A 24,538-nucleotide genomic window follows, 5' to 3' on the forward strand; every position below is an offset into this window, starting at 1 on the left:
TCAAACCTGCGCCCCGTTGACTCGAGACAGAGCTATATGGAAAAACGCACGATACTCGTTACAGGTGCAAGCGGCTTCATCGGCAGCGCGCTATGCCGTCAGCTGGCCAGTAACGTGGGCTTCGATACCCGAGCCGCACTGCGTGGCAATGGCCAGGCGCCCGTTGCGGGTGCGCAAGCGGTGCGCATCGCTGACCTCGCCGCCAGCACCGACTGGGCTGCAGCACTGGCCGGTGTCGATACTGTGGTGCATGCCGCTGCCCGGGTGCATGTCATGAAGGAAACTGCCAGCGACAGCCTGGCCGAGTTCCGTCGGGTCAATGTCGAGGGCACGCTCAATCTGGCCCGCCAGGCCGCTGCCGCAGGTGTAAGGCGCTTTATCTTCATCAGCTCGGTCAAGGTCAATGGTGAGCTCAGCCAGCCAGGCAAGCCGCTGCATGCTGATGATGTGCCGGCACCGCGGGATGCCTATGGGCTGTCCAAGCTCGAAGCAGAGCAGGGGTTGCGCCAGCTGGCAGCGACTACCGCGATGCAGGTGGTTGTGATTCGCCCTACGCTGGTCTACGGGCCGGGGGTCAAGGCCAATTTCCATAGCATGATGCGTTGGGTGCAGCGTGGTGTGCCACTGCCATTCGCAAAGGTCGACAACCGTCGCAGCCTGGTGTCGGTGGCCAACCTGGTCGACCTGATCATTACCTGCATTGACCATCCAAACGCCGCCAACCAGACCTTCATGGCCAGTGACGGGGAAGACGCTTCCCTCAGCCAACTGCTGCATGCCCTAGGTCGCGTGCTGGGGCAGCCGGCGCGCTTGCTACCTGTGCCGGTGGGGGTGTTGCATGGCGCAGCGCAGTTGGTGGGGCGGCGGGACCTCGCCCAGCGCCTGCTCGGCTCACTGCAGGTGGATATTGCCAAGAACCGGCAGTTGCTCGGCTGGTACCCTCCCTACACGTTGGAACAAGGACTGAAAATGACCGCTCAATCTTTGCTGGAAGCGCGCCGCCCATGATCTGGCTCGTTTTCGCGGCAGGCGTGGCAGCATGGTGGATGACGGCAGCGCTGCGGCGTTATGCGCTGTCCCGTAGCCTGATGGACATTCCCAATGCACGTAGCTCACACACACTGCCTACCCCGCGCGGCGGCGGCTTGAGCTTTGTGGTGGCTTTTCTGCTGGCAGCACTTTCTATGGCTATTGCAGGGCCTATCGCACCCTCCGTGGTGGTCGGGGTGCTGGGCGCCGGGGGGCTGGTGGCGGTGATCGGTTTCATGGACGACCACGGGCATATCGCTGCGCGCTGGCGCCTGTTGGGCCATTTTGCGGCTGCGGCCTGGGGCCTCGCTTGGCTGGGGGGCATGCCGCCCATCAGTGTGTTTGGCTTTACGCTGGCCCCCTTGTGGCTGAGCAGCCTATTCGGCGCGCTGTACCTGGTATGGCTGCTGAACCTCTATAACTTCATGGATGGTATCGACGGCCTCGCCAGTGTCGAGGCCATCTGCGTTTGCGTGGGGGCCAGCCTGTTGTACTGGGTAACCGATCATGCTCATCACGCCTGGCTACCCCTGTTGCTGGCTGCGACGGTGGCCGGCTTCCTGTGCTGGAATTTCCCCCCCGCCCGCATCTTCATGGGTGATGCGGGCAGTGGTTTCCTCGGTATGGTGCTGGGCCTGCTGGCGTTACTGGCAGGTTGGGTAAACCCGCTATTATTCTGGGGGTGGTTAATACTTTTGGGTGTGTTCGTGGTGGATGCCACATTTACCTTGGTTCGGCGTTTGCTGCGCGGCGACAAGGTTTACCAAGCGCATCGCAGCCATGCTTACCAGTACGCGACCCGCCACCACGGCAGCCACCGCACAGTCACCTTGGCCGTGGCGGCCATCAACCTGGGTTGGCTGTTACCCATTGCTATGGTGGTCGTGGTATTTCAGCTCGATGGTGCACTGGGAACCTTGGTGGCCTACGTACCTCTGATAGTGTTGGCGTTAATCTATAAAGCAGGGGAAAAAGAATAGGATGAGCAAGCTCCCAAGGCATCCAGCAGGTGAACCTACCCTGCGCCTGGCCCCTGAAACGCCGCCGGCAGTCATTCGCAGCCTGTTTGCGCTGAGGCATGCCAGATGAGCGCAGCGATGAACAGCAGGGTGCGTGAATACCTCGTCAATCTTTCCAGGCGGCAAAAACGCCTGGTGCAAGTGTGCGCCGACGTGGTGTTGATCTGGCTAGCACTGTGGTTGTCGTTCATCGTGCGCCTTGGCATCGACGAGATGTACAACCCTATAGTCGAGCATCGCTGGTTGTTCATGGCTGCACCGGTGGTGGCCATTCCGCTGTTCATTCGCTTTGGCATGTACCGGGCGGTAATGCGTTATTTCGGTAATGACGCCTTGGTCGCCATCATCAAGGCAGTCACCCTGTCATCGCTGATTTTGGCCGTGGTTGTGTATTGGTACAGCAACCACCAGGTTCTCGTCCCTCGGTCCATCGTATTCAACTATTGGTGGTTGAGCATGGTGATCATTGGCGGGTTGCGCCTGGTCATGCGCCAGTATTTCATGGGTGACTGGTTTACCGGCGCCCATCAGATACCGTTCGCCAGCCGCGATGACGGCTTGGTCAAGGTGGCTATCTACGGCGCTGGCACGGCCGGCAACCAGTTGCTTGCAGCACTGCGCATGGGCCGTGTAATGCGTCCGGTGGCGTTCATCGATGACGATGGCGATCTGGCCAATCGGGTTATTTCCGGCTTGCAGGTCTACAAACCGAAGCATCTGCAGCAGATGATCAAGGAAACCGGAGCGCAAGAGATCCTGTTGGCCCTGCCTTCCGTGTCGCGCGCCCGGCGCAAGGAGATACTGGCCCTGCTTGAGCCCTACCCGCTGCATGTGCGCAGTGTGCCGGCCTTTGCCGACTTGGCCAGTGGCCGGGTCAAGGTAGATGACATTCAGGATGTCGACATTGCCGACCTGCTTGGGCGGGACCCAGTGCCAGCCCAGGAAGATCTGCTCGAACGCTGTATTCACAAGCAAACGGTCCTGGTTACCGGGGCAGGGGGCTCCATAGGCTCTGAGCTTTGCCGCCAGATCATCGGGCTCGGGCCTACTACCTTGCTGCTGTTCGATCACAGTGAGTACAACCTGTACGCGATTCTTACCGAATTGGAGCAGCGCATTGCACGCGAATCGCTTTCGGTGAGGCTATTGCCCATTCTGGGCTCAGTGCGTAATCAGCAACATCTGGCAGATGTGATGGCGACCTGGCGTGTAGCCACTGTCTATCATGCGGCCGCTTACAAGCATGTGCCGATGGTTGAGCACAACATGGCCGAGGGCATTCTGAATAATGTCTATGGCACGCTCTGTACGGCGCAAGCGGCTCTGCAGTCAGGCGTCGCGAACTTTGTGCTCATCTCCACCGACAAGGCAGTACGGCCTACCAATGTAATGGGCGGCACCAAGCGGCTGTCGGAGTTGATTTTACAGGCCCTCAGCCGCGAGACGGCTCCCGTGTTGTACGGTGACAGCAGCAAGGTTGCGCGGGTCAATAAAACCCGCTTCACCATGGTGCGGTTTGGCAACGTACTGGGCTCCTCTGGCTCGGTGATACCGTTGTTTCACAAGCAGATCAAAAGCGGTGGCCCGATTACGGTTACGCACCCAAAAATCACCCGCTATTTCATGACTATCCCCGAAGCTGCCCAATTGGTCGTGCAGGCCGGGGCTATGGGCCAAGGCGGGGACGTCTTCGTTCTCGACATGGGCGAGCCGGTGAAAATCGTGGAGCTGGCCGAAAAAATGATTCACCTGTCGGGCCTTAGCGTGCGTAGTCCAGCGAACCCCAGCGGCGATATCGCAATTGAGTTCACAGGGTTGCGCCCGGGGGAGAAACTGTTTGAAGAGCTGTTGATCGGTGACGACGTTTCTCCTACGGTTCACCCCATGATCATGGTTGCGAATGAAGACTACGTAAGCTGGGATCTTTTGCGTGACCGTTTGGGTGCATTGCTCAATGCCGTGGCCGTGGATGACTTTGCTCGTATTCGTCAATTACTGAGGGAATTGGTCAACGGCTACGCGCCATCAGGTGAGATTGTCGACTGGATCTACCAGCAACAACAAAAAAGCTGATTGCTGCTTTTCGGCCTGCGCCGTGCTTTGCTGAAGGGTAACCAGGTCATTCACTCCACCGTTATCGAAACCATGAAGTTGAACCCTTATACCATCGCGGCAGATTGCCGCGTGTCGGTCGCTGAAGCCTACATGCTGGAAAACAAGATCCGTGCCTTGATGGTGGTGGACTCCGGCGGCGCGATTGTCGGTGTTGTTGACATTTTCGACGGCAATCCTGGGTCTTGATACATGGCCGCTTCTGACGCAGAAGCGGCCCAGCTCATCATCGCAGCTTAAGCAATGGTCAACGGCGGGAACGACTTGACCAGGTCATCAAGCGCCTTGATTTGCGCCAGGAAGGGTTCCAGCTTGTCCAGTGGCAGGGCGCTGGGGCCGTCACACTTGGCTTGATCAGGGTTAGGGTGGGCTTCCAGGAACAGGCCGGCCAGGCCCACGCCCATTCCCGCACGCGCCAGCTCTACCACCTGCTCACGCCTGCCCCCGGAAGCCGCGCCGGATGGGTCACGGTTTTGCAGGGCATGGGTGACGTCAAAGATGATCGGCAGGTCTTCGCAGGTGCGTTTCATGACGCCGAAGCCAAGCATGTCCACGACCAGGTTGTCGTAGCCCATGCAAGTGCCCCTGTCACACAAGATCAGCTGGTCATTACCCGCTTCCTTGAACTTGTGCACGATGTTCTGCATTTGCGACGGGCTAAGGAATTGCGGCTTTTTGATATTCACTGGCTTGCCGGTTTTGGCAAGGGCGACCACCAGGTCTGTCTGGCGGGCGAGGAAAGCCGGCAGCTGCAGTACATCGACCACTTCCGCGACCGGGGCCGCCTGGTAGATTTCATGAACGTCGGTGATGATCGGTACGCCGAACTCGGCCTTCACCTTTTCGAAGATCCGCAGCCCTTCCTCCATGCCGGGGCCACGGTAGGAGTGGATCGATGAGCGGTTCGCTTTATCAAAGCTGGCTTTGAACACATACGGGATGCCCAGCTTCTGTGTGACGCGCACGTATTCGGCACAGGCGGTCAGCGCCAGGTCTTCAGACTCGAGAACATTGATGCCGCCGAACAGCACAAAAGGAGCCGAGTTGGAGCATTCGATGGTGGAGTTGATCTTGATCATTTTTTACTCGATAGGCCCAAAGGGCAGCCATTGGGACATGGCAAGTGAATTGTAGTCAGCATGCCCTTGCTAACTGCGGACGGGGGGATTCTACAATCTTTCAGCCGCTCTTTGAGCATGAGCGGATAGGGGAGCTTTTGGCCGGCTGGTATGCATTCAATTTCGGTCGGGGGTATCGCCGCATTTGCCTGGTGTCCAACCGCCGGGTGCGGAAAACCGCACCTCCGGTGGTGTGGACGGTGGACGGGCTTGTCCCGTTACCGCGACCCGATCACTGGGTTTGGATTGCCTGGTGCCAGTGCTTTTAGTGGCGTTTGTTCTTGGCAATTTCGATGTCGTTCATCAGGGCCTTGGCCAGGGCCAGTAGGTAATCCGCTGCGCCCAGCATCTTGTGGTCATCTTCCATGTCGCCTTCGCGTACCAGGTGCTTGCAGTAGCCTAGTAGCACGGAGACATGCTCATACGCATCGTCTACCGGAACGCCGGGCTGCACGCGCAGCAGGTCCAGGGTGGGGTTGCCGGCTTCGAGGAAGGTTTCGATGCCTGCGGTGAGGATGGGGGCTTGGTCGTGGTTTTTCATGGCTGTAGCTCCTGAAAAGTGGAACCGCCACGCGGATCTTTCTCACGGATCAGGGTGGCAGTCGTACACGGGGTGAGAAACCGAGGGAGCTACAAAGCCCGGCCAGACCGTAGTCTGCCCGCGTACGACTGCCATTACAGTCAAGCCAGATAACTCGCGTCGGGTTCTCACACCCGGTCACCAAATCGGCGACCCGGTGAAGTTATCCCTGGGGCATTTCCCCGGCTATTCAGCTGCTTCTGACCGGAGCGTAGGATAGTTCGCTTGTTGTCCAAAGCTGAAGAGGCGGGGAAGCGTTTCAGGAAAGTCTGACATAATTGATTTCGACAGATTGACTGGTCCCATCGGGATCGAAGGCCAGGGCAAGGTCGATGTCTTGTAAGGCGGCGTCCCATTCCACCTCCACCGACAACAGTGGCAAGGTCAGGCTTCCGGTTCTTGGGGCATTGTGCGGCGTGCCTTGTGGGAAAACAGCCGGCTAAGGGTGGGCAGGCGCTTGCGGAGATTTAGGCATTTGCCCACACGTCGGTCGGCAGGGCCATGCCTCAGTGAGGACGACGCCAAAGGGGGGCTGTGAACTCGGTTTGAGGGTCGGCGAGGTTGATAGGCTTGTTGACGGATCTGGTAACCATTCGCTGCTGGGCGTGGGTGTTTTGCTTCCGGGTTAGTCGCTAGGGTTGTTGGCACAGCCGAAGGAAACCGGCTGCTGTAAAAGACCAACCCAAGGAGTGTTCACCATGCGTAACAACGTTCTGTCGTACCTGCTGCTGCCGCTGTTCGCCAGCCTGTCCTTTTCCCTCAGTGCCGCCTCGGCCAATACGGCAGCGGTTGCCGAACCGGTGCCGATAGTCAGCCAGCAGCAGGTGCAGCAGCCGCAACGGCTGGACCTGAACAAGGCCGATGCCCTCACACTACAGAAGGAGCTGAATGGCATTGGCAAGGCCAAGGCCGAGGCTATTGTGGCCTACCGCGAAGCGAATGGGCCGTTTGCCTCGGTGGATGAGTTGCTGGAGATCAAGGGGATAGGCAATGCCCTGCTGGAGCGCAACCGGGATAAGGTGATGGTGGAGTAACTGCAGGAGGGGCAGGGGTCGTGCCAGTCAGTTAAGTAATTTGGGGCCGCTTTGCGACCCTTCGCGGGCACGCCCGCTCCAACAGGGGATCGGGCATTTCTTGAGTTCAGCACCTCAACGTGTGGGAGCGGGCGTGCCCGCGAAGGGCTGCAAAGCAGCCCCTGTAACGCTTAACTACCAGGCACTACCCCCCAGCCCCATTTATAAGTGGCCGTAAAAACAATCCTCGCGCCCCGGGCAACGGCGGGGCATTTCAGCGATCCCGCGCATCCTTGGCATCTGCCTCGGCGTTGCGCTCATGCACCTTGCGCAGTTGCTCATCGGTAAGCGGCAGTTTCTTGGCCGTGTCGCGCAACATCATCAACCCGCCGACGATGGAGCCAAGGGCTATGATGAGGATCAGCCAGGCATACCAGGGCATTGTCGTTCTCCTTTGATCGGGCCATGGGCAACGCGTGTGTAAAGTTTGAGCAATTACCCGTTCCGTTGGTTCAATTATAGGTGCCGGCCCGTGCCGGGCCAATTCCGTGACCTGCGGGCCCCAAAGCCCGCGCCACTTCGTTTACAATGCGCGCCGTTTTCGACTTGCCAAGAGACCCTGCCATGTCCGCCTGCCAGACGCCCCTGATCGTCGCCCTGGATTTCCCGACCCGTGATGCCGCCCTGAAGCTGGCTGACCAGCTTGACCCTGCGCTGTGCCGGGTAAAGGTGGGCAAAGAGCTGTTCACCAGCAGCGCTTCCGGCATTGTTGAAACCCTGTGCGCCAAGGGCTTCGAAGTGTTCCTCGACCTCAAGTTCCACGACATCCCCAACACCACGGCCATGGCGGTAAAGGCAGCGGCCGAAATGGGGGTGTGGATGGTCAACGTGCATTGCTCCGGTGGCCTGCGCATGATGGCGGCCTGCCGCGAAGAACTGGCCAAGCGCAGCGGCCCGCAGCCGTTGCTGATTGGCGTGACCGTGCTGACCAGCATGGAACGTGAAGACCTGGCCGACATCGGCCTGGATGTAGACCCGCAAGAGCAGGTATTGCGACTGGCGGCATTGGCGCAGAAAGCGGGCATGGACGGGCTGGTTTGCTCGGCGCTGGAGGCCCCGGCCTTGAAGGCGGCGCACCCCGCGCTGCAGTTGGTGACCCCGGGTATTCGCCCGGCGGGTAGCGCGCAGGATGACCAGCGCCGCATCCTCACCCCGCGCCAAGCGCTGGATGCCGGCTCGGATTACCTGGTGATCGGCCGGCCCATCAGCCAAGCGGCAAACCCTGGCCAGGCGCTGTCAGCCGTTGTTGCCGAAATTCGCAACTGAGTGCCGAGCCATCGTTGGGCCAAAGCCTTGCGCGTTAGGCGCTCTGTTCACATGCCTGTGTTACGGTCACATCGAGTAAGCAGCCCGTGAGTTCCCCACTCTTGTCGAGAACGTCAATGTCAGCCGATGTATTAGTCGAATCCCCGGCCCAGCGCTGGGGAAGGAAGGTCAACAGCTATGTTCTCCCTTTGGGTTGGCTGGTCATGCTCACGGGCATGTTCTGGGTGGGGGAACGTTCTCTCTACCACAAGCTGTTCTATATCCTGCTGGCAGTGCCAACCTTGGTGGCGCTGCTATTGCAGCCGGCAATGCTGAAAAAGCTGGCCGGCAATCCTTTATTCATCGCATTCCTGGTGTTTTGTGCGTACACCATGTTGAGCATTGCATGGTCCGACTCGGCCAACTCCGCAGGGAGCTTGCTGAAAAGGCCGTTGTACATCGCCATGGTGCTGCTATCGGCGGGCATGATCAGCCTGCATGCCCCGGCCCATCTCCAGCAGTGCGTGCGCATCGCTGCAACTCTGGTAGGGATAGCGGCGGCCCTGTACCTCGGCTATTTCCTGCTTTACCAACGGCCAGCGGGTGCCAGCCGGCTGGAAGGTTACGGGGCCCTGTACAACCCTCTACTAACCGCTCATGTGCTGGGCGCTTTCACAGCCGTATGGCTGGCGTACTGGTTCCAGGCAAAACGCGTGCTCGACCCGATGTCGCTGGTGTGGCTGGCGATCCTGGGCGCCACGGTAGTAGCCACAGGTTCACGGACACCTTTGATGGGCCTGGGCGCGGCATTGGCGTGGCTGATTATTGTCGGCGACCGTAAACGCGGGCTGTTGGCGCTGGCTGCGGTGTTGATCGCGCTGCTGGGCATGGTGCTGGTCTACCCGGAGGCCATCACGCAGCGGGGCTTGTCCTATCGCCCGGCCATTTGGCTGGAGGCGCTGCGCCAGATTGGCGAGCATCCGTGGCTGGGGCATGGTTACGACACGCCCATGACCGTGATTATTCCGGGCCTCGCGCAAACGCTTGCCGACCCCCATAACATCGAGTTGGGCGTGCTGTATTCAGGCGGGGTGGTGGGCTTGGTGCTGTGGATGACGATCTACAGCCTGGCCATGTACTTCTGCTGGAATTATCGCAAGCACCCTGGTGTAACGCTGGCTGCCACCTGGCTGATCTTCGGCTTTGTCTCGGGCCTGACTGAAGGCAGTGCATTCATGTCACGCCCGAAAGAGCATTGGTTTCTGATCTGGATTCCGTTGGCGCTGGTCTACGGGCAGTCACTGATCCATTGGCAGCGCGGCCGCGTTACTTAAGACCAGAGCAACCGCCACAGCCCGCGCAGGGTCTTGCGGTTCCAGTACCTGAGCGGGATTTGCGCAAGCATTTCCCGGCTCAGCGCTTTGTCCCGGTTGGCGTACTTCAATAGCATGGAGTTGCGGAATTTCATGCAAACCTGCTCGTACTGCGGGTGGTCGCTGAACACTGCAAAGGTTCGCAGTACGTTATCAACCATGAAGCGGCCGTTCTTGAAGGTATTGGTAGGGTGGTCACGGTACTGCGCCAGTACTTCACCCAACACGTCGATGTAATAACCGGCCCGAGCAATCGACAACTCGATGTAAACGTCTTCCAGGCGGATATCCGGGTTGAAGCCACCTACCTTTTCCAGGGCCTCACGGCGCAGCATCAAAGTGGCTGCCATGGGCCCTGGCTTGCGGTCGAGGAACAAGTCGTCGAAGTCCAGGCGGCGGAAGGGCAGGTTGCGGTTGCGCTGCTCACGGGCACCCATCACCTTGCCGTCCTGGTCGATGGTTTCGATGTTGGCTGAGCAAATTCCCACCTCGGGCTTGCCCTGCATATACGCCACCTGGGTGGCGATACGGTGCGCAAGCATGATGTCGTCAGAGCCAAAAGGCACTATCAGGTCGCCCTTGGCTTGCGCGATCGCATCGTTGAGGGTGCGTGCCAGGCCCTGGTTGGCCTGCAGGCGTAGGTAGAAACCGTGCTGCTGCTGCAAACGCGTGAGCAATGCGGGGCTGTCGTCCTTGGAACCGTCATCGATCACCAGAAGCTCGATATTCCTGTAGGTCTGGTTGATGACGCTCATGATGCTGGCTTCGATGTAGCGCGCATGGTTGTAAGACGCGATGATCACTGTCACCAACGGATTGTCAGTAACGGCGTGATTCTCAGAACACATTTCAAACCCCTAGCGTTGATCCGTTTTGTCTGACGCTTAGGTGCAGACTGCCTGTTTGCCCAGGCCTGAAGTGATGGTAATCCAATGTCTTGCTCAGGCTTTACCCATTCTAAATGAAGGGGCAACGAAGGGATACGGCAGGTATCTGACAGGCAAGGTCAACCTGTGAATCCGGTACGCCGATGGGGGCTGCAATTCGCGGCGCCAGCAGGGCCACGGGCGCCTGCTGAGCGTGCGGGAATGAGGGGGGGCTGTGCTGCGCAGCCCGGCGTGAAGCCAGGCCGCAACTTCCGGGGGCTGCGCATTCGGGTAGGGTTAAACCTTCAGCACCAACTTGCCGAAATTCTCACCGTTGAACAGCTTCAGCAAGGTCTCTGGGAAGGTCTCCAGCCCCTCCACCACATCTTCCTTGCTTTTCACCTGCCCGTTTGCCAGCCACCCGGCAATTTCCTGTGCGGCCTTGCCGTACTCCTTGGTGTGGTCCATCACCACAAAGCCTTCCATGCGCGCGCGGTTCACCAGCAATGCCAGGTAGTTGGCCGGGCCCTTCACCGCTTCCTTGTTGTTGTACTGGCTGATGGCGCCGCAAATCACGATGCGCGCCTTGAAGTTGATGCGCGTCAACACGGCGTCCAGAATCTCGCCGCCCACGTTGTCGAAGTACACGTCCACGCCTTTCGGGCATTCGCGTTTCAAACCGGCCAGCACGTCTTCGGCCTTGTAGTCGATCACCCCGTCAAAGCCCAGTTCGTCCTTCAGGTACTGGCACTTCTCGGCGCCGCCAGCAATGCCCACCACGCGGCAACCCTTCACTTTGGCAATCTGCCCGACAATGCTGCCCACCGCGCCGGCCGCGCCGGAAATCACCACGGTGTCGCCAGCCTTGGGCTGGCCCACTTCCAGCAGGGCGAAGTAGGCGGTCATGCCGGTCATGCCCAGCGCCGACAGGTAGCGTGGCAGCGGCGCCAGGTTGGGGTCGATTTTGTGCAGGCCCTGGGGCTCGCCGGTGAAGTAGTCCTGCACGCCCAGCGCGCCGCTTACATGGTCGCCGGGCTTGAAGTCCGGGTGGTTGGAGGCCACCACCTCGCCCACGCCCAGCGCGCGCATCACCTGGCCCAGGGCCACGGGCGGAATGTAGGACTTGCCTTCGTTCATCCAGCCGCGCATGGCGGGGTCCAGCGACAGGTACAGGTTGCGCACCAGCACCTGGCCTTCGCCGGGTTGCTCGGCAGGTATGGTCTCGTAGCTGAAGTCGTCTCGGCGCACGACACCCACCGGGCGTTTGGCGAGCAGGAAGCGGCGGTTGGTTTGGCTCATGACGGGGTCCTTGTAGGCAGTGGAGGGAAACAGGGCTTCAATCTACCCTGTTGATGAAGACAGGTCCTTAATATCACTGACAAGCATGGCAGCCCAAATGCTCATGTGATGATGCTGCCCCGCCAGACAACGCCTGACTATGCTCTGAACCCCACCATACCGTCACAGGAGCGCGCGATGAGCATGACCTTTTCTGGCCAGGTAGCCCTGGTTACCGGCGCGGCGGCCGGCATTGGCCGGGCAACCGCCCTGGCGTTCGCCCAGCAGGGTTTGAAGGTGGTAGTGGCCGACCGCGACACGGTCGGCGGTGAAGCCACCGTAGCGCTTGTCCAGGCAGCGGGGGGCCAGGCGCTGTTCATTGCCTGCGACGTAACCCGTGACGCATCGGTGCGTCAGTTGCACGACGAGCTGATAGCTGCCTATGGCCGGCTCGACTACGCCTTCAACAACGCCGGTATCGAGATCGAGCAGCATCGCCTGGCCGACGGCAGCGAGGCCGAGTTCGACGCCATCATGGGCGTGAACGTGAAGGGGGTGTGGTTGTGCATGAAGTACCAGCTGCCGTTGCTGCTAGCCCAGGGCGGCGGGGTGATCGTGAATACCGCTTCGGTGGCAGGGCTGGGCGCGGCGCCGAAGATGAGCATCTACAGTGCCAGCAAGCATGCGGTCATCGGCCTGACCAAGTCGGCGGCCATCGAGTACGCCAAGAAGGGCATCCGCGTGAACGCGGTGTGCCCGGCGGTGATCGACACCGACATGTTCCGCCGCGCCTATGAAGCTGACCCGCGCAAGGCTGAATTCGCCGCGGCCATGCACCCGGTCGGGCGCATTGGCAAGGTGGAGGAAATTGCCAGTGCGGTGCTTTACTTGTGCAGCGACGGCGCGGCGTTCACCACTGGCCATTGCCTGACCGTGGACGGTGGGGCGACAGCGATCTGATGAAACCGACTTCAGCGCAGCTAAAAGCGACAAGACATAGCTATTTGACACTATTCTGACGTCAGGCCCTTGTTCAGCAGCAGGCAACGTTGCCAACCTTGGCCTTCGGGTTAACCTCGCAAGCACAAGGGGAATGGGCAATGGGCGCGAGCAAGCATGGTGTGCTGGCCAACCTGGGCATGGCCCGTAAACTGGGGCTGGGCTTTGCCCTGGTGCTGCTGCTGACGCTGGCGGTCGCGGCCATTGGCGTTGCGGCGTTATACAGCGTGGGTCAGCGCTTCGACAGCTTGCGCCAGCTGGCCCAGTTCAATACCGACCTGCTGCGCTTGCGCCAGCACGAACAGGCATTTGCCCTGCGTTCCGACCTGAAACAGGCCGAGGCGCTGCGCAGCGGCCTCAAGGGCCTGGCCGAGCGCGCCAGTACCCTGCCGGCGCTGACGGCGGCAGATTCCGACCTGGCGGCCTACGGCCAGGCATTCGAGGCCTTCGTGCAGGCGGTGCAGGCCAAGGAGCTGGCGCTGGACATGGCCAGCTGGTCGGTGTCCAGCGTGGCCAATAACCTGGATGTGCTGCAGGCCGGCCTGGCCGACGATGGCGTGTACACCCTCAAGCAGTCCCAAGGCCAGCAGGGCGGCGAGTTTCTCGAGCAAGCCGGGCAGGTGGCACAGGTGTCGCGGCTGATGCTGCAGGCCATGGACGAAGCGCGGGTGCGCCTGGAGCAAAGCCGCAAGGGCGAAGAGGGTGTCAGTAAAGAGCGCATTGCCCAAACCGTCGAGGCGGCCAGCCTGGTCGGCCAGCTGCAGGGCGCCATCGCCGATGCCGGTTACCAGAGCGTGCTGGGCGAAGTGGCGGGGCACATCGGCAGCTTCTCGGAAAAGCTCAACGAATACACCGACGAGTTGGCCCGTGAACAAGGGTTGAAGGACCAGTTGCAGGCCAGTGCCGAGCAGGTCACCGGGCGCGTCGACCAGGCCTACCTGGCGCAGGAGCAGGCACTGCAGGGCGAGCTGCAGCGCAATGCCCTGGCCATTGGCCTGGCCACGGTGCTGGCGCTGTTGGCCGGCGTGCTGGCGGCCTGGTTGATTACCCGCGCGGTGGTCGGCCCGCTCAAGCATGTGATCGCCCGCGCCCAGCGCATTGCTGCGGGCGAGCTGGCGTTCGATGCCCAGGCGCCGCGGCGTGACGAAGTGGGGCAGTTGATGCAGGCCATGCAGCAGATGGCCGCGGGGCTGGCCGGTATTGTCAGTGGCTTGCAGCAGGGCATCGAGCAACTGGCAGGCAGTGCCCAGGCGCTGTCGGCGGTGACCGAACAGACCAACCGTGAGGTGGGCAGCCAGAAAGAGGAAACCGAACAGGTCGCCACCGCCATGCAACAGATGACCGCCACCGTGCACGATGTGGCGCGCAACGCCGAAGAAGCAGCCCAGGCGGCCGAGTCGGCAGACGCCAAGGTCGGCTCGGGCCAGCAGGTGGTGCGCCAGAGCATGCAGCGCATCGAACAGCTGGCCGCCGCGGCGGAAACCGCCAGTGCCGGCATCGACAGCCTCAGTGCCGAAATCCATACCATTGGCGATGTGCTGGAAGTGATCAAGAGCGTGGCCGAGCAAACCAACCTGCTGGCGCTGAACGCCGCCATCGAAGCTGCCCGGGCCGGTGAGCAGGGGCGCGGTTTTGCCGTGGTGGCCGATGAGGTGCGGGCGCTGGCCAAGCGTACCCGCCAGTCCACCGAGCAGATCGAGACCCTGGTGGCCAGCTTGCGCGGCAATGCGCAGCAGTCGGTGGCGCAGATCCGCGGCAGTGCCGAACTGGTGCGTATGGCGGTGGCTGACGCGTTGCACACCGAAAGTGCGCTGGGCAGCATTGCCGCGGCAGTGTCGTTGATTCAGCAGATGAACCAGCAGATCGCCGCTGCAGCCGAGCAGCAGAGTTCGGTTGCCGAAGAGATCAGCCGCAGCGTCACACAGATCCGCGGCAGTGCCGACCAGGCGGCCTTGGCCATGCAGGACAATGCCCGGTCAAGTGTGGAGCTGGCGCAGTTGGGCACCGATCTGAAGGGGATGGTGGGGCATTTCAGGTTGTAGCCCAGGTGGTTTCTGGCGATGGCATCAGGGTTGCCAGGTGCTCGCCGTAGCATCTTCAGCGCCTGTGAGATCGAGCGCCGCCCGCGCGGCGCATCGCGAGCTGCGCTCGCTCCTACGTTTGTTTCGGGCCAGTAACGCTTGTGACAGGCGCGCGCGGCCGCCTTGTTCGTACGACGCGATTTTGAGGCATGCGCCAAGGCGTTCGCGCGCAAATCCCACAGGAATAATTGGCCCGAAACAAACGTAGGAGCGAGCGCAGCTCGCGATGCGCCGCGCGGGCGGCGCTCGCTCTAACAGGCGCTGCATACCTTGTGGCAAACACCTGTCAGCCCTGATGCGATCCCCGTGGGAGCTGGCTTGCCAGCGATAGGGCCGGTACAGGCATCAATAACCCTCAGGCCTTGCGCGGGTTAAGAATCACCAGGGCCAAAACCCCCGCCACAATCCCCCAGAACGCCGACCCGATCGAGAACAGGGTCAGCCCCGACGCCGTCACCATGAAGGTAATCACTGCCGCCTCACGCTCGCGCGCTTCGCTCATGGCAACCGTCAGCCCGTTCATGATCGAGCCAAACAGCGCCAGCGCCGCAATCGACAGCACCAGCTCTTTCGGCAACGCGGCAAACAGCGCTGCCAGGGTCGCCCCGAACACCCCGGCGATGCCGTAGAAAATCCCGCACCACACCGCTGCGGTGTAGCGTTTGCTGGGGTCTTCATGGGCATGCGGCCCAGTGCAGATGGCCGCGCTGATCGCCGCCAGGTTGACCCCGTGCGAGCCAAACGGCGCCAGCAGCAGCGAGGCAAAACCGGTAGCCGAGATCAGTGGCGAGGCCGGTATCTGGTAGCCGTCGGCGCGCAGCACGGCCACGCCAGGCATGTTCTGCGAAGTCATGGCCACCACGAACAGCGGAATGCCGATGCTGATGGTGGCGGCCAGCGAGAAGCTCGGCGTGGTCCACACCGGCTTGGCCACTTCCAGGTGGAAGCCGCTGAAGTCCAGCAGGCCCAGCGCGCCCGACAGTGCGGTACCCACCAGCAAGGCCGCCAGCACGCAGTAGCGCGGCGACAGCCGCTTGACCAGCAGGTAGCTGAAGAACATGCCCAACACCAGCAGGGTACGGTGCTGCGCCGCCACGAAAATTTCGCTGCCGATCTTGAACAGGATGCCCGCCAGCAACGCCGAAGCCAGCGACGCCGGAATGCGTTTGACCAGGCGCTCGAAGCTGCCGGTCAGCCCGCACACCAGCACCAGCACCGCACAGGTGATGTAGGCGCCAATGGCCTCGCCGTAGCTGACCCCGCCCAGGCTGGTGATCAGCAGCGCTGCGCCGGGGGTGGACCAGGCAATGGTGATGGGGGTGCGGTAGCGCAATGACAGGCCGATACTGCACACCGCCATGCCAATCGACAGCGCCCAAATCCACGACGAGATCTGCGCAGTGGTCAGCCCGGCCGCCTGGCCGGCCTGGAACATCAGCACCAGCGAGCTGGTATAACCGGTGAGCATGGCGATGAAGCCGGCGACCACCGCCGACGGGGCGCTGTCTGCCAGGGGCCGCAGGCGTGCGGAAGTGGCATTGGTCATGAACAAAGTCCTTGTAAAGGTGTAAGCAGTTTTTTCAGACTACAGCCAGCAAGGTGGATCCTTGCCATACAGCGGCCATTGCTTTTAGCCGTACAGTCGCCAACTATTGGGCGCAATTGCAAAACTGCTTTGCAGGGAGGGGCGATGTACAAGGTTTATGGCGACTACCAGTCGGGTAACTGCTACAAGGTCAAGTTGATGTTGAGCCTGCTGGGCCGGCCGTACGAATGGCACCCGGTGGACATTCTCAAGGGCGAGACCGAAACGCCGGCGTTTCTGGCGATGAACCCCAATGGCAAGGTGCCGGTGCTGGAGCTGGAAGACGGCACTTACCTGTGGGAGTCCAACGCCATTCTCAATTTCCTGGCCGATGGCAGTACATTCCTGCCCAGCGAGCCGCGCCTGCGCACCCAGGTGTTGCAGTGGCAGTTCTTCGAGCAGTACAGCCACGAGCCGTACATTGCCGTGGCGCGTTTCATCCAGTTTTACCTGGGGCTGCCAGATGAGCGTATGGAGGAATACAAAAAGCTGCACAAGGGCGGCTACAAGGCCTTGAAGGTGATGGAACGCCAGCTGCAGATGACCCCGTACCTGGTCGGTGAGCAGTATTCGATTGCCGATGTGGCGTTGTATGCCTACACCCATGTGGCCCATCAGGGCGGGTTCGACCTGGCCGATTACCCTGCCGTTCGCGCCTGGCTGGCGCGGGTTGCCAGCCACCCAGGGCATGTGCCGATGGTAGGTTGACCGCTAACCTGTACCGGCCCTATCGCCGGCAAGCCAGCTCCCACAATCAATATGTTAGGTATTGTTGTGTGGGAGATTCTATGGTTCCTGGCAAGGGTAGCCGGAGCATCTTCAGCGCCTGTGAGATCGAGCGCCGCCCGCGCGGCGCAATCGCGAGCTGCGCTCGCTCCTACGTTTGTTTCGGGCCAGTAACGCCTGTGACAGGCGCGCGCGGCCGCCTTGTTTGTACGGCGCGATATTGAGGCATGCACCAAGGCGTTCGCGCGCGAATCCCACAGGAATAATTGGCCCGAAACAAACGTAGGAGCGAGCGCAGCTCGCGATTGCGCCGCGCGGGCGGCGCTCGCTCTAACAGGCGCTGCCATACCTTGTGGCAAACACCTGTCAGCCCTAAGGCGATCCCTGTGGGAGCTGGCTTGCCGGCGATAGGGCCAGTACAGGAAAGCTGAAACCTGTCAGGCCGAGGCAAACCGCTCATCCAGGTAGGCAATGATGGCCTTGGACTCATACATCCAGGTCACCTTGCCCGCTTCTTCAATGCGCAGGCACGGCACTTTCACCCGGCCGCCACCTTCTTGCAGGGCCTGGCGGTGCGCCGAGTCGTTCTTGGCATCACGCAGCGCCACCGGTACGTTAAGGCGGTGAAGGGTGCGGCGGGTCTTGACGCAGAACGGGCAGGCATGGAACTGGTACAGCGCCAGGCCCTTGGCCGCCTGGTCGACGCGGGCCTGGGCGGCGGCGTCGCGCTTGCGCTTGGCCGGGCGGCTGATCCAGTCTGCAAACACGATGACTTGGCCGAGGCCAACCCGCAGGGCTTTGACGATCATGGGCAACTCCTGAAATGCAAAAGCCGACCAGCAAGGGTCGGCTCGGGGTCTGCAGCCAATTACTTGATCAGGCTGAGGAACTCGCTGCGGGTGGCGGCGTTGTCGCGGAATTCGCCCAGCATCACCGAGGTGATCATGGTCGAGTTCTGTTTTTCCACACCGCGCATCATCATGCACATGTGCTTGGCTTCGATCACCACGGCCACGCCGGCGGCACCGGTAACCTGCAGGATGGCCTCGGCCACCTGGCGGCTGAGGTTTTCCTGAATTTGCAGGCGGCGGGCGAACATGTCGACGATGCGCGCGACCTTCGACAGGCCCAGCACCTTGCCTTTGGGCAGGTAGGCCACGTGCGCCTTGCCGATGAACGGCAGCATGTGGTGTTCGCACATCGAATACAGCTCGATGTCCCGGACCAGTACCATTTCGCTGTTGTCAGAGCTGAACAACGCGTTGTTGGTCACTTCTTCCAGTGTTTGCTCATAACCGCGGCAAAGGTACTTCATCGCCTTTGCAGCCCGCTTGGGCGTGTCGAGCAGGCCCTCGCGGGAGACGTCCTCGCCAAGCTGGCTGAGGATCTCGGTGTAGTTCTGTTCCAGGGACATGGATCTACCTTGGGAAAAAATCGCAAAAACGAAGGTTACGGCGGCGCGCGCGGCGCTGCAAGCGCGGCGTTACTCGTCGCGGCCTTCGAGCATGGTTCGCTTGAGCATCACATACACGGCACCGGTGCCGCCGTGGCGGGCACTGCACGAGGCAAAGCCAAGCACCTGCGGGTGCTGGCGCAGCCAGGTGTTGACGTGGCTTTTGATCATCGGCCGCTTGCCGTCCAGGCGCGCAGCCTTGCCATGGGTCACGCGCACGCAGCGCACTTCCAGCTTGGTGGCTTCGGCGATGAAGGCCCACAGGGTTTCGCGGGCCTTCTCCACGGTCATGCCATGCAGGTCGAGGCTGCCCTCGAACGGGATCTGCCCCAGTTTCAGCTTGCGCAGCTGGGTTTCCTGCACGCCGTCGCGGCGCCACATCAGTTCGTCTTCGGCGCCCACGTCGATCACGAACTGGTCAGACATACCGTCGATGACCAGCGCCTTGTCACTGCGAACGGTCGCCGCCTGGCGCAGGCCGGCCAGCTGCTGGCGGTCGGCCTTGGGCTTGCCGACTTCGGCGCGGTCGTGGCGGATCGGCTTTACGCCGCGCACTTCGGCCTTGAACAGGGAAAAATCGTCGTCTTGCATGGTGCCTCCACGTGGGCGGCGTAGTTTACGCGACTGTGGGGGCTTTATGCAGCCAATACAAAACCCTCAATCATGCTTCTTCATCAAGTGCGGCGACAGGTTCAGCTCACGCCCGCGCCGCAGGCGAATGCGGCTGCGCCGCCACAAGCGCACGCCCAGCCACAGCAGCAGCAAACCAGCCACGGTAACGATGCTGGACAACGCCTTGTTGGCGTTGAGTTCCTGCAGGGCAGGGTAGTTGCCGAGCAAGCCGGCGATGCCGGCCATGGCCAGCAGTACGCCCAGGGTCGCCAGCAGGGCGGACAGCCCGGCCGCCAGGCGGGCGCCCCAGTTACGCGGTTGGCGCGGGCGCAGGCGCTTGGCGTCGAAACTGCCTTTGAGCTTCATTCCGCTCTCCTCTGTGGATATCCGGAATTCGACCTGCCGCCGCCCCTTGGGTTCCGCCCGGCTGCCGGGCGGTCGTGCCAGGGCCTCAGATCAGGCTGGCGGTTGGGGCCACGCAAGCGAAGTTGTCGGCCATCACGGCCATTTCGCACTGGTGAATCTGCGCGGCCGGTATGACCCCATCCTTGAACGCCAGGTCGCGGGTCGCCGAAGCGTCTTCTACCAGTGTGCACCGGTAACCATAGTCTTTGGCGCGGCGCACGGTGGTGCTGACGCTGGAATGGCTCATGAAACCGCACACGATCAGGTCCAGGTGCCCCAGCTCCTGCAGCGTTTCGTGCAGCTTGGTGTTCTTGAAGGCATTGGGCATGCGCTTTTCGATGACGATTTCGCCCTCCAGCGGCTCCAGCCCTGGAATGAACTGGCCAGCGGGCCCCTGTGGGTCGAAACGGCCACCCACCGTGCCCAGGTGGCGAACATGGATGATCGGACGGCCGCTTTTGCGCGCGGCGTCGAGCAACCTGGCGATGTTGGCCACGGCCTCGTCCATGCCCGACAACTGCAGGGGCCCACTGAGGTACTCCTTTTGCGCATCGATGATGATCAGGCTGGCGTGGCTCAGCTTGGCCGGCGGATAATCGCGGCCAGTGAGGCGGAACATCGTGGTTGGAACGGACATCAAGGGCTCCTTGGTAGGGCTTTTGTGCACCTATTCTCCCCTGCATTGGCGCCAATGGGAATGGTTGACAACGCAAGTGGCATGGTTACTGGCCTGTGGCTAGCCCGGCAACGCTGCGATGGAACAAATCTGTGCCCCAGGCTGTTAGACTTTTGTCCGTTCTGAATTAGGAGTACCCCGTGATCACATCCCGCCTGCGCACCCTGCGCGACTACATCCGCTGGGCAGTCAGCCGCTTCCATGAGCATGACCTGTTCTTCGGCCATGGTGCCGACAATGCCTGGGACGAAGCCCGTCTGCTGGTGCTGGGTGCGGTGCACCTGCCATGGGAGGTGGCCGACAGCTACCTGGACTGCATGCTCGAAGACGACGAGCGGGTGCGCCTGCAGCACCTGCTCAAGCGCCGTATCGAAGAGCGCGTGCCAACTGCCTACCTGTTGGGCGAGGCCTGGTTCTGCGGCATGTCGTTCATCGTCGACGAGCGCGTGCTGGTGCCGCGCTCACCCATTGGCGAGCTGATCGAAAAGCGCTTCGAGCCGTGGTTGGCCAACGAGCCGGCACGCATTCTGGACCTGTGCACCGGTTCGGGCTGCATCGGCATCGTCGCCGCCGACGTGTTCCCCGAGGCCGAAGTGGTGCTGGCCGACCTGTCGTTCCAGGCCCTTGAAGTGGCCAACCAGAACATCGAGCGCCATGGCCTGGACGCCCGTGTGTACACCGTGCAGGGCGATGGTTTTGCCGGCTTGCCGGGGCAGCGCTTCGACCTGATCCTGTCCAACCCGCCGTATGTCGACGCCGAAGACTTCGACGACATGCCGGCCGAGTACCACCACGAGCCGGAGCTGGGCCTGGCCTGTGGCAATGATGGGCTGGACCTGGTGCGGCGCATGCTGGCCGAAGCGGCCGACCACCTCACCGAAAAAGGCTTGCTGATTGTCGAAGTGGGCAACAGCCAAGTGCATGTGGAGGCGCTGTACCCCGAGGTGGACTTTGCCTGGCTGGAGTTCGAGCGCGGCGGGCATGGGGTGTTCATGCTGACCGCTGAGCAGTGCCGCCAGCACCAGGAGCTGTTCAAGGGCCGCGTCTGATTCCGAACGGGGCTGCTTTGCAGCCCATTCGCGGGCACGCCCGCTCCCACAGGTATATCACCGATCCATGTGGGGGCGGGCAACGCGGTCTTAACGGGTTGCGATCCAGATCAGCAGCCCCGCCTGAAACACCGCAAACGCCACCAGGCACGTAATGGTAAAGCGCAGCCCGCCATCTTCACGCTGGTACTTGGCCACCCGCTCATCACGCTCGCGCAGCTGTGCGTCTTTTTCCTGCAACTGCTGGTCTGCATGCTGCAGCAAGCTGGCCGCATCAAGGATAGCCACCCGTTGCAGCCGTTCATTGCTCCAGGCTGCTTTCAACTGCCCCACAGGCATTTCCACCGTGCGGCCCTTCAGATGCTGGGCGTCTTCGTACTCCACCTCGATGCCCACACCACGCAGGCAGTGGTCACGGCGCAGGCGTGAGTCTTCGTTCAGCGCGTCTTTGTTCGGCAGGGGCATGCCCTCGACCTGGTAATGCGACCATTTGCGCTGCAACCACTGCGCGGCCTGGGCCAGCAGGAAGCGGCCGATGCCGCGGTTGACCGGCTCCAGCTGCAAGCCCTGGGCGTTGCCGATACGCACCCGGCGTTCGGCATGGTCCACGCGTATGTCCAGGCGGTTCTGTTCCTTGTGTACCTTCTGCCCAGGCAACTGGATCTCCATGCGCAGCAGGCTGTGGGCCTTGTCATGGCGCTCGGCATAGCCGAACTGCACAAAGCGCAGCGGCCGGGCGCCGGTGCTGCGGTCGGTGGGCAGCGCGGCCAGGCGCAATAGCTGGAAGTGTTCGACCGGCAGGTCGGCCCAGGGCTGGGCGGGGTTGTCCTGGGGCTCTTCGGCCGGCTCTGCGGCGGCGGGGGCAATGGTCATCGGGGCTGGTCCTCGGCTATGCCTGCTGTATCGGCAGGCAGGCCGCAGACCTGAGGCCGTTGCCTCAGGCCGAAGGCAAATGCTGGATGAAGGTCACGATTCGCTCACCCAGTTCGCGGGCCAGGGGTAACTCAGGGTTGAGGTAGCTGTCGCGTTGCTGGCTCATGTCTTTGGGGCTGATACGCAGCATGTGGTTCATGCCGTCGATCAACACCAACTGCGCATCCGGCTTGGCTGCCTTGAGCCGTTCGGCGTCGGCCACGTCCACCTGCACATCGTTGCGCCCCTGCACGATCAGCGCCGGCATCGGCAGGCGGGCGAAGGCGGCGGCGGGGTTTTGCCGGAACAGGGTAATCAGGTAGGGCTGCACACTAGGGCGGAACACCTGGCGCAGCGGTGCAGGCACGTCCAGGCTGGTTTGCCCGGCCTGCAGGCGGTCGAGCAGGGCGCTGCCACCGGCCAGTTGCGCCGGCGGCAGGCGCTGGGCCAGCTGCTCGCGCAATACGTCGGCCATTGGCCGGCCGCTGCCGGCCAGGGTAATCACGGCGCTGGCCCCGGCCTGTTCGGCGGCCAGGCTGGCAATCAGCGCACCTTCACTGTGGCCGATCAGGATCAGCGGGCCAAAGCGCGGGTCGGCCTTGAGCTTGTGGCTCCAGGCGACCACGTCGGCCACATAGCGCTCCACGCTCAAGTCCCGCTCATCGGGTGCGGCAGGCTGGCTGGCAGCCACGCCACGCTTGTCGTAGCGCACGCTGGCAATGTGTTCGTTGGCCAGCAGCAGGGCCAGGCGCTTGAGGTTGTCGACCCTGCCCGAGGCCGGGTTGTTGCCGTCTCGGTCGGTAGGGCCAGAGCCGGCAATGATCAGCACCACCGGCGGCGGTGTGGCTTGCTGCGGCAGCAGCAAACTGCCGTGCAGCACGCCCTGGCCGGTGTCGAGGTCGATGGGGCGTTGCAGCACGGTGGGGGCGGCGGCCTGGGCCAGGCCGGTACACAGCAAGAGGATCAAGGCGACAAGGCGCGACATCATGCGGTACTACATGGGGAGATGTGGGTTTGACCCAATGTTTTGGGGAAGGTTCTGGGGGGCTTGGCAGGTTTGGCCTCTTCGCGGGCATGCCCGCTCCCACAGGGTGATATCTGTGGGAGCGGGCGTGCCCGCGAAAGGGCCAGCACAGGCGATCAAACCATCTGTATACTGCCGCTTTCGTCCATTTCAGGCAGATCTCGCGGAGCGTCCATGTCCGGCAATACCTACGGCAAGCTGTTCACTGTCACCACCGCTGGCGAAAGCCACGGCCCGGCGTTGGTCGCCATTGTCGACGGGTGCCCACCGGGCCTGGAAATTTCCCTCGCCGACCTGCAGCACGACCTGGACCGGCGCAAGCCCGGCACCAGCCGGCACACCACTCAGCGCCAGGAAGCCGACGAGGTGGAGATTCTGTCCGGCGTATTCGAAGGGCGCACCACCGGTTGCTCGATTGGGCTGTTGATCCGCAACACCGACCAGAAGTCGAAGGACTACTCCGCTATCAAGGACCTGTTCCGCCCGGCCCACGCCGACTACACCTACCACCACAAGTACGGCCTGCGCGATTACCGCGGCGGCGGCCGCAGCTCGGCCCGCGAAACCGCCATGCGCGTGGCCGCCGGTGCCATCGCCAAGAAGTTCCTGGCCAGCCAGGGCATCACCGTGCGCGGCTACATGAGCCAGCTGGGGCCGATCGAAATCCCGTTCAAAACCTGGGAATCGGTGGAGCAGAATGCCTTCTTCAGCCCCGACCCAGACAAGGTGCCGGAGCTGGAGGCGTACATGGACCAACTGCGCCGTGACCAGGATTCGGTGGGCGCCAAGATCACCGTGGTTGCCGAAGGCGTGATGCCTGGCCTGGGCGAGCCGATTTTCGACCGCCTCGACGCCGAACTGGCCCACGCGCTGATGAGCATCAACGCGGTCAAGGGCGTTGAAATCGGCGCCGGTTTCGCCAGCGTGGCCCAGCGGGGCACCGAGCACCGTGACGAGCTGACCCCTGAGGGCTTCCTCAGCAACAATGCCGGCGGCATTCTGGGTGGCATTTCCTCGGGGCAGCCCATCGTGGCCCACCTGGCGCTGAAGCCGACGTCCAGCATCACCACCCCGGGGCGTTCCATCGACGTGGATGGCAACCCGGTCGAGGTGATCACCAAGGGCCGCCACGACCCGTGCGTGGGTATTCGTGCCACGCCGATCGCCGAAGCGATGATGGCCATTGCCCTGATGGACCACCTGCTGCGCCACCGTGCGCAAAATGCCGATGTGCAGGTGGCTACCCCGGTGCTGGGCCAGCGCTGATCAGCCTGCACCGGCCCCATCGCTGGCAAGCCAGCTCCCACAGGGTCACCACAAACC

Annotated in this window: 25 protein-coding genes and 1 pseudogene; 13 read left to right on the top strand and 13 right to left on the bottom strand. The window is 62.1% G+C overall.

Annotated elements, in window-relative coordinates; translation table 11 throughout:
• The first annotated feature begins 36 nt into the window (after nucleotides 1-36).
• The 4 genes from AACG97_RS06980 to AACG97_RS06995 all read left to right on the top strand — a co-directional run bounded on the left by AACG97_RS06980 (nucleotide 37) and on the right by AACG97_RS06995 (nucleotide 4,349).
• A complete protein-coding gene (locus AACG97_RS06980) occupies nucleotides 37-1,008 on the top strand; it encodes a UDP-glucose 4-epimerase family protein (protein ID WP_029885247.1) in 972 nt (323 codons plus the stop codon).
• On the top strand, nucleotides 1,005-2,009 hold the full coding sequence (locus tag AACG97_RS06985) for an MraY family glycosyltransferase (RefSeq protein ID WP_225785787.1): 1,005 nt from the start codon (nucleotides 1,005-1,007) through the stop codon (nucleotides 2,007-2,009). The genes AACG97_RS06980 and AACG97_RS06985 overlap by 4 nt, the downstream gene beginning before the upstream one ends.
• A 105-nt stretch (nucleotides 2,010-2,114) precedes the next feature.
• Nucleotides 2,115-4,121 carry a polysaccharide biosynthesis protein gene (locus AACG97_RS06990; RefSeq protein WP_225785786.1) on the top strand — a complete coding sequence of 669 codons (2,007 nt, stop codon included), beginning with the start codon at nucleotides 2,115-2,117 and terminating at the stop codon, nucleotides 4,119-4,121.
• Nucleotides 4,122-4,349, top strand: coding sequence for a CBS domain-containing protein (locus tag AACG97_RS06995; RefSeq protein WP_225785785.1), 228 nt, complete (start codon nucleotides 4,122-4,124; stop codon nucleotides 4,347-4,349).
• A gap of 47 nt (nucleotides 4,350-4,396) precedes the next feature.
• Here the strand turns inward: AACG97_RS06995 and kdsA are convergent, their stop codons facing one another.
• Nucleotides 4,397-5,239 carry a 3-deoxy-8-phosphooctulonate synthase gene (gene kdsA, locus AACG97_RS07000; RefSeq protein WP_009685954.1) on the bottom strand — a complete coding sequence of 281 codons (843 nt, stop codon included), beginning with the start codon at nucleotides 5,237-5,239 and terminating at the stop codon, nucleotides 4,397-4,399.
• Nucleotides 5,240-5,543: 304 nt separating this feature from the next.
• Entirely contained in the window at nucleotides 5,544-5,819 is a 276-nt protein-coding gene (locus AACG97_RS07005; protein WP_009685953.1) for a DUF3077 domain-containing protein, read from the bottom strand.
• A 737-nt stretch (nucleotides 5,820-6,556) separates the two neighbouring features.
• Here AACG97_RS07005 and AACG97_RS07010 point away from each other — a divergent pair.
• Nucleotides 6,557-6,892: a ComEA family DNA-binding protein gene (locus AACG97_RS07010; RefSeq protein WP_225785784.1), complete on the top strand. Its 336-nt coding sequence runs from the start codon at nucleotides 6,557-6,559 to the stop codon at nucleotides 6,890-6,892.
• A gap of 253 nt (nucleotides 6,893-7,145) precedes the next feature.
• Here the strand turns inward: AACG97_RS07010 and AACG97_RS07015 are convergent, their stop codons facing one another.
• On the bottom strand, nucleotides 7,146-7,313 hold the full coding sequence (locus AACG97_RS07015) for a DUF2897 family protein (RefSeq protein WP_009685950.1): 168 nt from the start codon (nucleotides 7,311-7,313) through the stop codon (nucleotides 7,146-7,148).
• 182 nt (nucleotides 7,314-7,495) lie between these two features.
• Here AACG97_RS07015 and pyrF point away from each other — a divergent pair, with 182 nt between their 5' ends.
• Nucleotides 7,496-8,197 (top strand): orotidine-5'-phosphate decarboxylase, encoded by a 702-nt coding sequence (gene pyrF, locus AACG97_RS07020; RefSeq protein ID WP_009685949.1) that lies wholly within the window; start codon nucleotides 7,496-7,498, stop codon nucleotides 8,195-8,197.
• Between the two features lie 116 nt (nucleotides 8,198-8,313).
• Nucleotides 8,314-9,510 carry an O-antigen ligase family protein gene (locus AACG97_RS07025; protein WP_054890038.1) on the top strand — a complete coding sequence of 399 codons (1,197 nt, stop codon included), beginning with the start codon at nucleotides 8,314-8,316 and terminating at the stop codon, nucleotides 9,508-9,510.
• Here AACG97_RS07025 and AACG97_RS07030 read toward each other — a convergent pair.
• The gene (locus AACG97_RS07030) at nucleotides 9,507-10,397 is read right to left on the bottom strand and encodes a glycosyltransferase family 2 protein (RefSeq protein WP_029887676.1); all 891 of its coding nucleotides are present in this window, start codon (nucleotides 10,395-10,397) and stop codon (nucleotides 9,507-9,509) included. The two genes, AACG97_RS07025 and AACG97_RS07030, sit on opposite strands and share 4 nt — an antisense overlap.
• A 315-nt stretch (nucleotides 10,398-10,712) precedes the next feature.
• Nucleotides 10,713-11,714, bottom strand: a complete 1,002-nt coding sequence (locus AACG97_RS07035; RefSeq protein WP_225785782.1) for an NADP-dependent oxidoreductase — start codon at nucleotides 11,712-11,714, stop codon at nucleotides 10,713-10,715.
• A 177-nt stretch (nucleotides 11,715-11,891) separates the two neighbouring features.
• Between AACG97_RS07035 and AACG97_RS07040 the strand changes: the two genes are divergently transcribed.
• The 3 genes and pseudogenes from AACG97_RS07040 (at nucleotide 11,892) to AACG97_RS27985 (ending at nucleotide 14,734) form a co-directional block, all read left to right on the top strand.
• Entirely contained in the window at nucleotides 11,892-12,653 is a 762-nt protein-coding gene (locus tag AACG97_RS07040; RefSeq protein ID WP_144187841.1) for an SDR family oxidoreductase, read from the top strand.
• A gap of 692 nt (nucleotides 12,654-13,345) precedes the next feature.
• Nucleotides 13,346-13,825 (top strand): annotated as a pseudogene (locus AACG97_RS27980) (methyl-accepting chemotaxis protein); the annotation flags it as partial.
• A gap of 204 nt (nucleotides 13,826-14,029) precedes the next feature.
• Entirely contained in the window at nucleotides 14,030-14,734 is a 705-nt protein-coding gene (locus AACG97_RS27985) for a methyl-accepting chemotaxis protein (RefSeq protein ID WP_370649535.1), read from the top strand.
• A 394-nt stretch (nucleotides 14,735-15,128) separates the two neighbouring features.
• On the opposite strand, the gene AACG97_RS07050 is transcribed toward AACG97_RS27985, so the two are convergent.
• A complete protein-coding gene (locus tag AACG97_RS07050) occupies nucleotides 15,129-16,319 on the bottom strand; it encodes a benzoate/H(+) symporter BenE family transporter (RefSeq protein WP_225785780.1) in 1,191 nt (396 codons plus the stop codon).
• Between the two features lie 144 nt (nucleotides 16,320-16,463).
• Here AACG97_RS07050 and AACG97_RS07055 point away from each other — a divergent pair, with 144 nt between their 5' ends.
• Nucleotides 16,464-17,066 carry a glutathione S-transferase family protein gene (locus AACG97_RS07055; RefSeq protein WP_054890623.1) on the top strand — a complete coding sequence of 201 codons (603 nt, stop codon included), beginning with the start codon at nucleotides 16,464-16,466 and terminating at the stop codon, nucleotides 17,064-17,066.
• A 455-nt stretch (nucleotides 17,067-17,521) separates the two neighbouring features.
• Here the strand turns inward: AACG97_RS07055 and AACG97_RS07060 are convergent, their stop codons facing one another.
• The 5 genes from AACG97_RS07060 to AACG97_RS07080 form a co-directional block, all read right to left on the bottom strand.
• Entirely contained in the window at nucleotides 17,522-17,893 is a 372-nt protein-coding gene (locus tag AACG97_RS07060) for a glutaredoxin (protein WP_009683233.1), read from the bottom strand.
• A gap of 59 nt (nucleotides 17,894-17,952) precedes the next feature.
• Nucleotides 17,953-18,498 carry a GTP cyclohydrolase I FolE gene (gene folE, locus AACG97_RS07065; RefSeq protein WP_009683234.1) on the bottom strand — a complete coding sequence of 182 codons (546 nt, stop codon included), beginning with the start codon at nucleotides 18,496-18,498 and terminating at the stop codon, nucleotides 17,953-17,955.
• A 69-nt stretch (nucleotides 18,499-18,567) separates the two neighbouring features.
• Complete coding sequence (locus AACG97_RS07070; RefSeq protein WP_009683235.1) at nucleotides 18,568-19,128, bottom strand: Smr/MutS family protein; 561 nt, start codon at nucleotides 19,126-19,128, stop codon at nucleotides 18,568-18,570.
• 66 nt (nucleotides 19,129-19,194) lie between these two features.
• Nucleotides 19,195-19,515, bottom strand: a complete 321-nt coding sequence (locus tag AACG97_RS07075) for a hypothetical protein (protein ID WP_009683236.1) — start codon at nucleotides 19,513-19,515, stop codon at nucleotides 19,195-19,197.
• An 85-nt stretch (nucleotides 19,516-19,600) separates the two neighbouring features.
• On the bottom strand, nucleotides 19,601-20,191 hold the full coding sequence (locus AACG97_RS07080; protein ID WP_009683237.1) for a cysteine hydrolase family protein: 591 nt from the start codon (nucleotides 20,189-20,191) through the stop codon (nucleotides 19,601-19,603).
• A gap of 179 nt (nucleotides 20,192-20,370) precedes the next feature.
• Between AACG97_RS07080 and prmB the strand changes: the two genes are divergently transcribed.
• Nucleotides 20,371-21,279, top strand: coding sequence for a 50S ribosomal protein L3 N(5)-glutamine methyltransferase (gene prmB / locus AACG97_RS07085; RefSeq protein ID WP_009683238.1), 909 nt, complete (start codon nucleotides 20,371-20,373; stop codon nucleotides 21,277-21,279).
• Between the two features lie 90 nt (nucleotides 21,280-21,369).
• On the opposite strand, the gene AACG97_RS07090 is transcribed toward prmB, so the two are convergent.
• Nucleotides 21,370-22,152, bottom strand: coding sequence for a hypothetical protein (locus AACG97_RS07090; RefSeq protein WP_197886628.1), 783 nt, complete (start codon nucleotides 22,150-22,152; stop codon nucleotides 21,370-21,372).
• A gap of 64 nt (nucleotides 22,153-22,216) precedes the next feature.
• Nucleotides 22,217-23,179: an alpha/beta hydrolase gene (locus tag AACG97_RS07095; protein ID WP_125920441.1), complete on the bottom strand. Its 963-nt coding sequence runs from the start codon at nucleotides 23,177-23,179 to the stop codon at nucleotides 22,217-22,219.
• A 210-nt stretch (nucleotides 23,180-23,389) separates the two neighbouring features.
• Here AACG97_RS07095 and aroC point away from each other — a divergent pair, with 210 nt between their 5' ends.
• A complete protein-coding gene (gene aroC, locus AACG97_RS07100; RefSeq protein ID WP_125855609.1) occupies nucleotides 23,390-24,481 on the top strand; it encodes a chorismate synthase in 1,092 nt (363 codons plus the stop codon).
• Nucleotides 24,482-24,538 lie beyond the last annotated feature (57 nt).

This window comes from Pseudomonas sp. Nvir (assembly GCF_963778085.1).
GTDB classification, from domain to species: Bacteria; Pseudomonadota; Gammaproteobacteria; order Pseudomonadales; family Pseudomonadaceae; genus Aquipseudomonas; species Aquipseudomonas juntendi.